This is a genomic window from Janthinobacterium sp. PSPC3-1 (assembly GCF_049896105.1).
Classification (GTDB): Bacteria; Pseudomonadota; Gammaproteobacteria; order Burkholderiales; family Burkholderiaceae_D; genus Janthinobacterium.
The window spans coordinates 65,532-77,739 of sequence record NZ_JAFCTQ010000018.1; the positions used below are offsets into that span (position 1 = coordinate 65,532).

General features: G+C 68.6%; 10 protein-coding genes. 8 read left to right on the forward strand and 2 right to left on the reverse strand.

Annotated features, from left to right (window positions below):
- The 7 genes from ACP7B7_RS18745 to ACP7B7_RS18775 are packed head-to-tail and all read left to right on the forward strand — an operon-like array spanning position 1 to position 10,539.
- Positions 1-1,287 (forward strand): TIGR03087 family PEP-CTERM/XrtA system glycosyltransferase, encoded by a 1,287-nt coding sequence (locus ACP7B7_RS18745; protein ID WP_426077655.1) that lies wholly within the window; start codon positions 1-3, stop codon positions 1,285-1,287.
- On the forward strand, positions 1,284-2,855 hold the full coding sequence (xrtA, locus tag ACP7B7_RS18750; protein ID WP_426077656.1) for an exosortase A: 1,572 nt from the start codon (positions 1,284-1,286) through the stop codon (positions 2,853-2,855). Before ACP7B7_RS18745 ends, xrtA begins: the two co-directional genes overlap by 4 nt.
- Positions 2,845-4,050, forward strand: a complete 1,206-nt coding sequence (locus ACP7B7_RS18755) for a TIGR03088 family PEP-CTERM/XrtA system glycosyltransferase (protein WP_426077657.1) — start codon at positions 2,845-2,847, stop codon at positions 4,048-4,050. The genes xrtA and ACP7B7_RS18755 overlap by 11 nt, the downstream gene beginning before the upstream one ends.
- Positions 4,051-4,060: 10 nt before the next feature.
- Complete coding sequence (locus ACP7B7_RS18760) at positions 4,061-5,989, forward strand: XrtA/PEP-CTERM system amidotransferase (RefSeq protein ID WP_426077658.1); 1,929 nt, start codon at positions 4,061-4,063, stop codon at positions 5,987-5,989.
- Positions 5,990-6,027: 38 nt separating this feature from the next.
- Positions 6,028-7,275, forward strand: coding sequence for a TIGR04063 family PEP-CTERM/XrtA system glycosyltransferase (locus tag ACP7B7_RS18765; protein WP_308921090.1), 1,248 nt, complete (start codon positions 6,028-6,030; stop codon positions 7,273-7,275).
- Positions 7,272-9,704, forward strand: a complete 2,433-nt coding sequence (locus ACP7B7_RS18770) for a glycosyltransferase (protein ID WP_426077659.1) — start codon at positions 7,272-7,274, stop codon at positions 9,702-9,704. The genes ACP7B7_RS18765 and ACP7B7_RS18770 overlap by 4 nt, the downstream gene beginning before the upstream one ends.
- 22 nt (positions 9,705-9,726) lie before the next feature.
- The gene (locus ACP7B7_RS18775) at positions 9,727-10,539 is read left to right on the forward strand and encodes an O-methyltransferase (protein WP_426077660.1); all 813 of its coding nucleotides are present in this window, start codon (positions 9,727-9,729) and stop codon (positions 10,537-10,539) included.
- Between the two features lie 9 nt (positions 10,540-10,548).
- On the opposite strand, the gene ACP7B7_RS18780 is transcribed toward ACP7B7_RS18775, so the two are convergent.
- Entirely contained in the window at positions 10,549-10,776 is a 228-nt protein-coding gene (locus tag ACP7B7_RS18780) for a hypothetical protein (protein ID WP_426077661.1), read from the reverse strand.
- Between the two features lie 75 nt (positions 10,777-10,851).
- Between ACP7B7_RS18780 and ACP7B7_RS18785 the strand changes: the two genes are divergently transcribed.
- On the forward strand, positions 10,852-11,199 hold the full coding sequence (locus ACP7B7_RS18785) for a TfoX/Sxy family protein (RefSeq protein WP_426077662.1): 348 nt from the start codon (positions 10,852-10,854) through the stop codon (positions 11,197-11,199).
- A 2-nt stretch (positions 11,200-11,201) separates the two neighbouring features.
- Here the strand turns inward: ACP7B7_RS18785 and ACP7B7_RS18790 are convergent, their stop codons facing one another.
- On the reverse strand, positions 11,202-12,200 hold the full coding sequence (locus ACP7B7_RS18790) for a 2-hydroxyacid dehydrogenase (protein ID WP_426077663.1): 999 nt from the start codon (positions 12,198-12,200) through the stop codon (positions 11,202-11,204).
- Positions 12,201-12,208 lie beyond the last annotated feature (8 nt).

Here is a 12,208-nt window from a genome sequence, read left to right on the forward strand (position 1 = left end):
ATGCGCGAACTGCTCTTTATCACGCACCGGCTGCCGTATCCGCCCAACAAGGGCGACAAGATACGTTCCTGGCATATGTTGCAATACCTGAGCCGGCATTTCCGCGTGCACCTGGGCTGCTTTATCGACGATGAAGCCGACTGGCAATACACGCGCCAGGTGGCCGCCCTGTGCGCCAGCACGCGCTTTGTCGACTTGCGTTTGACGGCGGCCCGCTGGCGCGCCGTGCAGGCCCTGCTGTCGCGCCAGGCCATGAGCGTGCAGTACTACCGCGACGCGAGCCTGCTGGCATGGGTGGACGGCCTGCTGGCGAGCGGCAAGGTACGCCATGCGCTGGCGTTTTCCGGCCCCATGGCGCAGTACATCGACGGCAGCGGCGCACGCCATCTGCACCGCGTGATCGACTTTGTCGATGTCGATTCCGACAAATGGCGCCAGTATGGCGACAGCAAACCGTGGCCCTTGTCGCAGTTGTACCGGCGCGAGTCGCAGCAGCTGCTGCAGTATGAGCGCCATATCGCGCAGCAGTTTGCCGCCGCCAGTTTTGTCTCGGAAGCCGAAGCGGCCCTGTTCCGCCTGTGCGCCCCGATGGCGCGGCGCAAGACGCGCCACTTCAATAACGGCGTCGACAGCGTCTACTTTGCACCCGGCGCGTGTGCCGCCGATCCGTATCCGCCCGGCACCCAAGTACTGGTATTCACGGGCGCCATGGATTACTGGCCGAATATCGACGCCGTGCAGTGGTTCGTGCGCCATGTGTGGCCGGCCCTGCGGCGCCAGTTTCCGCAACTGCTCTTTTATATTGTCGGCAGCCGGCCGGCGCCGCGCGTGCAGGCCCTGGCCAAGGTTGCCGGCGTGACCATCACCGGCGCGGTGGACGATATCCGCCCCTATCTGGCGGGCGCCACCCTGGCGGTGGCGCCGCTGCGCATTGCGCGCGGGGTGCAGAACAAGGTCCTGGAGGCGATGGCGATGGGCAAAATCGTCCTGGCGTCGCCGCAGGCGCTCGAAGGCATCGCCGCCCAGCCCGGGCTGGAACTGCTGCTCGCGCGTGACGAGGCCGAGTTCATTCACCATGCGGCGCGCGTGCTGCGCGCCGCCGCCCAGCCAGGCGCAAGCGTGGATATGGGCGCTTGCGCGCGCCAGATGATCTTGCAAGATTATCAATGGGAAAGCAATTTGCAGGCCTTGGGCGCCATGCTCGACCTCAAGCCGCACCCCGTGCAGCAAGGCACACCCGGCGCTACCGCCAGCCTGCGGCCGGTGCAAGAATCGGAAGCGCCATGACGCTGGCCTCGCCCACCGTCGCGGCCAGCATGCCGTCGCCACAGCCGATGTGGCCGGTGCCGGCGCCCGCCGCGCCCAGCCATGGCGTGCCGCTCCTGATGCTGGCCATGGCCACCATCGTGCTGTTGTACCACGCCACTTTCTGGGGCATGCTGGAAGTCTGGTCGCGCTCGCAGACCTTCGCCCATGGTTTTTTGATCGTGCCGATCAGCCTGTGGCTGGCATGGCGCCAGCGCGCGCGCCTGGCCGCCCTGCCGCCGCGCCCGTCGATGGCGGGCGTGCTGCTGCTGTTCGTGCTGGGTGTGGTGTGGCTGCTGGCCGATCTGGCCTACGTGCAAGTGGCCGAGCAATATGCGGCCACCGCCATGCTGCCCGCTTCCGTGCTGGCCATCCTGGGCTGGCCAGCCCTGCGCTTGCTGGCCTTTCCACTGAGCTACCTGTTCCTGGCCGTGCCCTTCGGCGAAGTGTTTTTGCCACCCCTGATCGACTTTACGGCCGGTTTCACGGTCGGCGCGCTGCACTTGTCGGGCGTGCCGGTATTCAGGGACGGCAATTATTTTTCCCTGCCTAGCGGCAACTGGTCGGTGGTCGAAGCCTGCAGCGGGCTGCGCTACGTGATCGCCTCGCTGGCCCTCGGTGCGCTGTTTGCCCACCTGCACTTTCGCAGCACGCGCCGGCGCCTGGCCGTGATGGCCTGCGCGCTGCTGGTGCCGATCCTGGCCAACGGCGTGCGCGCCTGGCTGATCGTCATGCTGGGCCACCACAGCGACATGCGCCTGGCCGTCGGTGTCGATCACCTGGTGTATGGCTGGCTGTTTTTCGGCCTGGTGATGCTGTTGCTGTTGCTGCTCGCCAGCCGCTGGCGCGAACGCATGCCGGCACTGACCTTGGCCACCAACCAGGCCATGCCGCCGCACGGCGCCCTGCGGGCCGCCGTCAAGGCAGCGGCCGCCTGCATCGTGATCGCGGCCGCCTGGCCGGCGCTGGCCTGGCGCAGCGAGGAAGCGCCGCCACCGGAGCGCCAGACCACGCAACTGGCCCTGCCGGCGCCGCCCGGCTGGCGCCTGGTGCCCGCCAGTGCGCCCGACTGGAGCGCCACCCTGGCGGGCGCGCCGCTGCGCCTGCACGCCACCTATCGGCAAGGCTCGTCCGAAGTGAACCTGCAACTGGCCTGGTATGCGCACCAGGCGCGCCATGCCGAACTGCTCACGCACCAGGTCACGCCGTTCGGCGCGCGCTGGCTGCCGCTGGGACAGCAGACGCGCCGCTTGCGCCTGCCGGAACGTACCTTGCAGGTACGCGAAACGGTGCTGGCGCATGGTGGCGAGCGGGTGCTGGTCTGGCGCAGCTACCAACAGGGCGGCGTGCTGACGGCCAGTCCGGCGCTGGTCAAGCTGCTGCTGGCCAGGGGCAAGCTGCTGGGCATGCGCCAGGATGGCGCCGACATCATGGTCTCAAGCGCCTACGATGAACTGGCGCCGCCACCGCGCGCCCGGCTGCAGGCATTCCTGCAGGCGGCGCTGCCCGGTATCGAACAGACCTTGCAGGGGGTGCCGCATGCGCCTTGATCCGCCCGACAGCAGCAGCGCGGCCGGCGCGCCGCCGCTGATCGTGCATGTCATCCACCAGCTCGACGTGGGCGGCCTGGAAAACGGCCTGGTCAATCTGATCAATCATATGCCGCCCGGGCGCTACCGGCACGCCATCGTTTGCATGAAAAACGCCACGGTGTTTCGCCAGCGCTTGAGCGCGCCCGGGGTCGAGATCATCAGCCTGGGCAAGCGCGAAGGCAAGGATCCGGGGCATTATCTTCGGCTGTACCGGCTGCTGCGGCAGTTACGTCCCAGCCTGGTGCACACGCGCAACCTCTGCTGCATCGAGGCGCAGCTGCTGGCGGCCATCGCCGGCGTGCGCCTGCGCGTGCATGGCGAACACGGGCGCGACATCGATGACCCGCAAGGCGCCAAGCGCAAATACCGGCTGCTGCGCAAGCTGATGCGGCCGCTGATCCAGCATTTCATCGCCGTCAGTGCCGACCTGGGCCAGTGGCTGGTGCAGGCCATCGGCGTGCCGCCCGACAGGGTCAGCCATATTGGCAACGGCGTCGACAGCGTGCAGTTTCATCCGCGCCTCGGTCCGCCGGCCGTGGTGGGGCCACCCGGCTTCCTGTGCCATGGCGCGTATGTGGTCGGCAGCGTCGGCCGCATGGCGGCCGTGAAAGACCAATTGTCGCTGGTGCGCGCCTTTCTTTTGCTGCTGGAAAAACTGGACCGGTACGAACGCGCACGCCTGCGCCTGATGATCGTCGGCGATGGTCCCTGCCGCCAACCCTGCCTGGATCTGCTGGCGCAGGCCGGCGCGCAGCATCAGGCCTGGCTGCCCGGCACGCGCGACGACGTGGCGCCATTGCTGCGCGCCATGGATGTGTTCGTGCTGCCGTCGCTGGCCGAGGGCAGTTCCAACACCATCCTGGAAGCGATGGCTACCGGGCTGCCGGTGGTGGCCACCGACGTGGGCGGCAATGCGGAACTGGTGCAGCCGGGCTGGAGCGGCGCGCTGGTGCCGCCGCGTTCGCCCGAGCTGCTGGCCGCCGCGCTGTTTGACTACTACCGCGCGCCCGAACTGGGTGCGCGCCACGGCGCGCGCGGACGGCGCCAGGTGCTGGCCGAACACAGCCTTGCCGCCATGGCCGGCGCCTACCTGGCCGTGTATGACCGATTGACGGGCGCCGAAGCGCCCTCCCCGCTTTCCACTTATCCCTGAAAGGACCTCCATGTGCGGCATCGTCGGCATCTTTGATCTGCAGGGCCAGCGCGACATCGAAGCAAAGCTGCTGGCGCGCCTGACCCACAGCCTGCGCCACCGCGGGCCGGACGAGGACGGCATGCACCGCGAGCCGGGCCTGGGCCTGGGCCACAGGCGCCTGTCCGTGATCGACCTGGCCAGCGGCCAGCAGCCGCTGTTCAATGCCGACCGCAGCGTGGCCATCGTCTTCAATGGCGAAATCTACAATTACCGCGCCCTGATGGCCGAACTGCGCCAGTTCGGCCATCAGTTCCGCACCAGCAGCGACACGGAAGTGATCGTGCACGCCTGGGAACAATGGGGCGAGCAATGCGTGCAGCGCCTGCGCGGCATGTTCGCCTTTGCCCTGTGGGACCGCCGGCGCCACCTGCTGTTCCTGGCGCGCGACCGGCTCGGCGTCAAGCCGCTGTATTATGGCGAGCTGACCGACGGCACGCTGGCCTTCGGCTCCGAACTGAAGGCGCTGCTGGCGCACCCGGCCATGCCGCGCGAGCTCGATCCGCTGGCGGTGGAGGATTATTTTGCCTACGGCTATGTGCCCGAGCCGCGCAGCATCTTTCGCCATGCGCACAAGCTGCCGCCGGGCCACACCCTGTGCATCCGCGCCGGCCAGCCGCTGCCGGCGCCGTGCCAGTACTGGGACGTGCCCTTCGTGCCACATGCGCCGGCCAGCGAAGCGCAGGCGACCGACGAATTGCTGGCGCGCCTGCGCGAAGCGGTGCGCATCCGCATGGTGGCCGAGGTGCCGCTGGGCGCGTTTTTGTCGGGCGGCGTCGATTCGAGCGCGGTGGTGGCGATGATGGCCGGCTCAAGCGCGGCGCCCGTCAATACCTGCTCGATCTCGTTCGGCGACCCCGCCTACAATGAAGCGCAATACGCCAGCATGGTGGCGCGCCGCTATGGCACCTTGCATCACGCGCAGCAGGTCGAATCCGACGATTTCGAATTGATCGACCTGCTGGCCACGCTGTACGACGAACCGTTCGCCGACAGTTCGGCCATGCCCACCTACCGCGTGTGCCAGTTGGCGCGCCGGCGCGTCACGGTGGCGCTGTCGGGCGACGGCGGCGACGAAAGCCTGGCCGGCTACCGGCGCTACAACCTGCATGCGCGCGAAGAAAAAATGCGCGCCATGCTGCCGCAGGGGCTGCGCCGTTCGCTGTTCGGCACCCTGGGCCGGCTTTACCCGAAGGCCGACTGGGCGCCGCGCTTCCTGCGCGCCAAGACCACCTTCGAAGGGCTGGCGCGCGACACCACCGATGCCTATTTTCACAGCGTCAGCATCCTCGGCGACGCCATGCGCGCGCGCCTGTTCAGCCCCGAACTGCGGCGCAGCCTGCAAGGCTACCGCGCGGTCGACGTGCTGCGCCGCCACGCCCTGGCCAGTCCGGCGCAGGACCCGCTGTCGCAAGTGCAGTACCTGGACCTGAAAACCTATCTGCCGGGCGACATACTGACCAAGGTCGACCGCGCCAGCATGGCCCACGCGCTGGAAGTGCGCTCGCCCTTGCTCGACCATGAACTAGTGGCCTGGATGTCGGGCCTGCCGCCGCAGCTGAAACTGCGCGGCGGCACCGGCAAATACCTGCTGAAAAAGGCGCTGCGGCCGCTGCTGCCCGACGAATTGCTGTATCGCCAGAAGATGGGCTTTTCCGTGCCGCTGGCCGCCTGGCTGCGCGGGCCGCTGCGCGAGCGCCTGCGCCAGCGCCTGACCAGCCCCGTGATGGCGCAATGCGGCCTGTTCGACATGGACTATATCGATCAGCTGATCGACCAGCACGGCGCGGGCCGGCGCGACCATAGCGCACCGCTGTGGTCGCTGCTGATGTTCGAGTCCTTTTTGCGCCAGGTAGTGCCGCTGCCCGCCGCCACGGCGCGGGAACTGGCCACCGCCTGACTCCCGCCACCGCCACCATTGCTGATACGGAACCGGCCATGCGCATCCTGCACATCCTCGACCACTCGCTGCCGCTGCACAGCGGTTACACCTTCCGTACCGTGGCCATCCTGGCCCAGCAGCGCGCGCTGGGCTGGGAAACCCTGCACCTGACCGGCGCCAAACAGGGCCCGTCCGACGCCATGGACCAGGTCGCCGACGGCTGGCACTTTTACCGCACCGCGCCCGGCCGGCAATGGTGGGCGCGCCTGCCCGTGCTGCGCCAGTGGAGCGTGATCCGGGGCCTGGCGCGCCGCCTGCGCCAGCTTGCGCTGCAGCTGAAACCCGACATCCTGCATGCGCATTCGCCGGCCCTGAACGCCATCGCCGCGCTCGGTGTCGGGCGCACCCTCGGTATCCCGGTGGTCTACGAAGTGCGCGCCTTCTGGGAAGACGCGGCCGCCGACCATGGCAGCAGCCGGCCCGGCGGCCTGCGCTACCGCCTGACGCGCATGCTGGAAAACCACGCGCTGCGCCGCGCCGACGCCATCACCACCATCTGCGAAGGCTTGCGCCAGGACTTGTGCGCACGCGGCCTGCCACCCGATAAAATCACCGTGATTCCCAACGCCGTCGATGTCGCCGCCTTGGATGCGGTGCCCATGCAGCCTGGCCTGGCACGCGCCATGGGACTGGCCGGCCACCCCGTGATCGGCTTTATCGGCTCGTTCTACGCCTATGAAGGCCTGGCGCTGCTGCTGCGCGCCATGCCGCGCATGCTGGCCGCGGCGCCTGCACTGCGCCTGCTGCTGGCCGGCGGCGGCCCGCAGGACGCGCAGTTGCGCGCGCTGGCCGTCGAGCTGGGCATCGCCGGCCAGGTGGTGTTCGCCGGGCGCGTGCCGCACGCACTGGTGGCGCAGTATTATCAGCTGATCGACGTGCTGGTCTATCCGCGCCTGCCGATGCGCCTGACGGAACTGGTCACGCCCCTGAAGCCGCTGGAGGCGATGGCGCAGGGCCGGCTGGTGGCCGCCTCCGACGTCGGCGGCCACCGCGAACTGATCAAGGATGGCCAGACCGGCGTGCTGTTTCGCGCCAACGACGCCGAGGCGCTGGCGCAATCGGTGCTGGCCTTGCTGGACCAGCCAGCCAGCTGGCCGCTGCTGCGCCGCCGCGCACGCGCCTATGTGGAACGCGAACGCAGCTGGGCCGGCAGCGTGGCGCGCTATGCCGAGGTCTACCGGCGCCTGACGGCGCAACGCACGCTCGCCGGCATGGCGCGGCCGCCGGCGGAGCGCACCCGATGATGCTCGCCGGCATGCGCATCGCGCTGGTCGGCCCGCAGGCGCCGCCGGCCGGCGGCATGGCCAACCAGGCGGCGCAACTGGCGGCGCTGCTGCGCGCAGAAGGGGCCAAGGTCGAGCTGCTGGCCGTCAATGCCGAGGTGCTGCCGCCATGGCTGGCGCGCGTGCGCTACCTGCGCGCGGCCCTGCGCCTGCCCATCTTCCTGTGGCGCTTGTGGCGTGCCAGCCGCACGGTCGACCTGTTCCATGTGATGGCCAACTCGGGCTGGTCCTGGCATTTGCAGGGCGCGCCGGCGCTGTGGCTCGCCAGCCTGTGCGGCAAACCGGTGCTGCTCAATTACCGTGGCGGCGAGGCGGCGGCCTTCTTTGCGCGCCACCGGCGCCTGGTCGATGCCAGCCTGTTGCGCGCCGACGCGATCGCCGTGCCGTCGCGCTTCCTGCGCCAGATCTTCGAACAGGGGGGGCATGCGGCCCATATCGTGCCCAATGTGGTCGACCTGCGCCGGTTCACGCCAGCGGCCGGACAGGGCACCAAAGATGGCCCGGTGATCCTGGTGGCGCGCCACCTGCAGGCGCTGTACGACAACGCCAGCGCCGTGCGCGCGTTTGCCATCGTGCGCGAGGCGTTTCCCGGCGCGCGCCTGGTGCTGGCCGGCGACGGTCCCGAGCGCGCCGCGCTGGAAACCCTGGCCATCGACCTGAAGGTGATGGAGGCGGTGACGTTTGCCGGCCATGTGGCCAACGCCGCCATGCCGGCGCTGTACCAGGCCAGCACGCTCGTGCTCAATCCCAGCCTGGCCGACAATATGCCGATTTCCGTGCTCGAAGCGCTGGCCTGCGGCGTGCCCGTGGTCAGCACCAATGTGGGCGGCATTCCGGCCTTGCTGCAGCACGGCGTGACGGGCCTGCTGGTGTCGCCCGGCGACGCGCCGGCCATGGCGCAGGCCATGCTTGCCCTGCTGCGCGAGCCGCAACAGGCCAGCCGGCTGGCGGCCAACGGCCTGGCGCACGCGGCGCAGTTCGACTGGGCACATGTGGGGCCGCAGCTGGCGGCGCTGTACCGGCGCATCCTGGCCGCGCCGCGTCCGTCCGGCTATGCGCGCCTGGTGGCGCACTGGCTGTTTCCGCTGCACGAAAAGCTCAAGCGGCACGACAGCGTGCGCCTGCTGCGCCGCATGGAGCGCTCGCAATGGTGGACGCCGCAGCAGCTGGACCGCTGGCGCCTGGCGCGGCTGCGCCGACTGCTGCGCCATGCGGGTGCCCATGTCCCTTATTACGGCGCGCTGTTCCAGCGCATCGGCTTCGATCCGCGCCAGGTGCACAGCCTGAGCGACCTGGCGCGCCTGCCACTGCTGCGCAAAGCCGATATCAGCGCCGCGCGCGACGCCTTCAAGTCCGACCGCGCCGATGGCCTGCGTCCGTTCTCCACCGGCGGCTCGAGTGGCGAGCCGCTGCTGTTTTTCCTGGGACGCAAGCGCATCAGCCACGATATCGCCGCCAAATGGCGCGCCACGCGCTGGTGGGGGGTCGATATCGGTGAGCGCGAGGTGGTGCTGTGGGGCTCGCCCATCGAACTGCACGCCCAGGACCGGCTGCGCCGCCTGCGCGACTGGCTGCTGCGCAGCACCCTGCTGCCGGCGTTTGCCATGTCGCCCGCCAGGGTCGACGGCTTCATCCACCGGCTGCGGCGGCTGCGCCCGCGCATGCTGTTCGGCTACCCGTCGGCGCTGTGCCGCATCGCCAGCCATGCCGGCGCGCACGGCGTGCCGCTCGACGGCCTGGGCGTGAAAGTCGCTTTCGTCACCTCCGAGCGCCTGTACGACGAGCAGCGCGCGCAGATCGCCACCGCCTTCGGCTGCCCGGTGGCCAATGGCTACGGCGGGCGCGACGCCGGCTTTATCGCCCACGAATGCCCGCACGGCGGCATGCACATCACAGCCGAAGACATCATCGTCGAAATCGTCGATCCCGCCGGCCAGCCGCTGCCGCCGGGCAGCCTCGGCGAAATCGTCGTCACCCACCTGGCCACGCGCGACTACCCCTTCATCCGCTACGCCACCGGCGACATCGGCGCGCTGGGCACGGCGCCCTGCGGTTGCGGGCGCGGCTTGCCGCTGCTGCAGAAAATCGAGGGCCGCAGCACGGATTTCCTCACCGCCACGGACGGCACCGTGATGCATGGCCTGGCGCTGGTGTACATCCTGCGCGAACTGCCGCAGGTGCGCGGCTTCAAGATCATCCAGGAAAGCCTGCTGCACACGCGCGTGCTGCTGGTGTGCCTGCCACTGCTGGACGCGACTACCCGCGCGCTCATCGTGGCCGGCTTCCAGGCCAGGCTGGGCGCGCAGGTGGCGATCGATATCGACGAGGTGGACGAGATCGCCTCCGAGGCCTCGGGCAAATACCGCTATGTGGTCAGCAAGGTGACCTGATTTTTTCTAGAAAGGCTTTTTCATGTCCAACTACCTTACTCTCCTGCTGCTCGCCGCCACCCTGCTGCTGTGCGCCTGGACCTTGCACAAGGTGCGCCTGATCCATTTGCTGGCGCACCAGTTGCGCGACCAGGCAGACAGCGCGCCGGCCACCTTGTTCCGCCAGCTCGAAGCGCTCGATGGCCTGCAGCGCGAACTGAAGCTGGACAAAAGCCTGCCGTCCACGCGCGGCTGGGCCGGCTCGCCCGATTTCCTGCTGGAACTGGCGCGCCATGCGCGCTCGGCGCGGCCGCAGGTGGTGGTCGAATGCAGCAGCGGCGCTTCGACCGTGGTGCTGGCGCGCTGCATGCAGCTGCAGGGCGCGGGCCAGGTCTACAGCCTGGAGCATGATGCCGCGTATGCGGCGCAGACACGGGCCGAGCTGGCGCGCCACGGCCTGTCGGACTGGGCGCAAGTGATCGCCGCGCCGCTGCGCGCGCATCCCTTGCAGGGCGAAACCTGGCCCTGGTACGCCACCGACCGCCTGCCCGCCGGCTTGCCGATCGACATGCTGGTGATCGACGGCCCGCCGCAGGCGACCGCCACGCATGCCCGCTATCCGGCCGGTCCGCTGCTGTTTCCCCGCCTGGCGCCAGGCGCGGCCGTCTACCTCGACGATGCCGCGCGCAGCGACGAACAAGCCATCCTGCGGCGCTGGCGCAGCGAATTCCCCTTGCTGCGCCAGTCCCTGCTGGCCTGCGAAAAAGGCTGTGCGCGGCTGGTGAAGGAAGGCCTGGAGGAAGATGCCCGACCCTCGATGGAGTTGTCGCATAGCATCCTGGCGCAGCCACACTGAGCGCCCGATCTATTCCGCGCTGAACTCGGCGGCCGCCCTGGCCGCCCCCAGCGCCTGCGCATGGCTGCCGAACGGACTGTCGTAGCCGTCGACACTGCCGTCGCTGTCGACAAAATACAGCCACCAGCCGTCGGGCCGTTCGCAGATCACCGTCTGGCCCGGCAGGCAGCCACTGGCGATATCGGCGCCGATGGTCAGGGTGACGATGGTGATGCCGTGGTGGACGATGGCGTTCATGTTGGTGATCCTGCAACGATGGCCGGGCAGTGTAGCCGATTTTTGCGCTACACTGAACACTCTCGGGGAGCATACATGGCATCACAGCAAGGTACGGTCGACTTCCTGCTCGACCAGATGGCCGGCGCGGGCGCGCTGGTGGCAAAGAAAATGTTCGGCGAAACAGGCTTGTATTGCGACGGCAAGATGTTCGCGATCATCGCCGACGACCAGCTGTATATCAAGCCGACCGACGCCGGGCGGGCCTGGATAGGCACGCCGCAGGAGGCGCCACCCTATCCGCAAGCCAAGCCCTGGTTCCTGATCGGCGGCGAACAGTGGGACGAGCGCGACTGGCTGGTCCAGCTGGCGCGGCGCACCACCGACGCCCTGCCGCTGCCCAAGCCGAAAGCCGCGCCGAAAAAGAAACCGGCGCCGGCCTGAACTCAAGCCACGCTGTTGCCGCAATCGCCGCCATTGCGGAAGCAATCGAGGTTGTGAAACGTGATGGCGGCGATTTCACGCAGGGCTTCGATGGTGAAGAAGCCCTGGTGGCCCGTCACCAGCACATTCGGGAACGTCATCAGGCGCTGGAAGATGTCGTCGTCAATGATGTCGGACGAGTGATCGTGGAAGAACAGGCTGCTTTCCTGCTCGTACACATCGATCGCCAGGGCGCCCAGCTGGCGCGACTTGAGCGCGTCGATCACGGCGCCGGTATCGATCAGGCCGCCGCGCGAGGTATTCACCAGCATGGCGCCGCGCTTCATCTGCGGCAACGTGGCCGGGCCGATCAGGTGGCGCGTGCTGTCCATCAAGGGGCAATGCAGCGAGACGATGTCCGCCTCGGCCAGCAGCTGCGGCAAGTCCACCATCGTGCCCAGCTCGGCAAAATCAGGCGAAGGATAGGGGTCGTGGCCCAGCACCTTGCAGCCGAAGCCCCTGAAGATGCGCGCCGTGGCCAGGCCGATCTTGCCGGTCCCGACGATACCCACCGTCTTGCCATGCAGGTTGAACCCCAGCAGGCCATCGAGTGAAAAATTGCCTTCGCGCACGCGGGCGTAAGCGCGGTGCGTGTGGCGGTTCAGGGTCTGCACCATGGCCAGGGTGTGTTCGGCCACCGCTTCGGGCGAATACGCCGGTACGCGCGCGACAAAAAAGCCCAGCCGTCTGGCCGTCGGCAAATCCAGGTTGTTGTAGCCGGCGCAGCGCAGCAGGATGGCGCGCACGCCGTAGCCGTGCAAGGCTTCCAGCACGGCGGTGTCGAGCACATCGTTGACGAACACGCAAACGGCGCCGGCGCCCTGCGCCAGGATGGCGGTGTCCGCACCGAGCAAGGCGTCGTGATAGACCAGTTCGATGCTGGACGCGTCGGGCTGGGATGGCAGGGCTTCGTCGAAGAAGCGGCGGTCGTAGGGCTGGCTGCCAAAGAAGGCGATTTTCATGGGGCTTC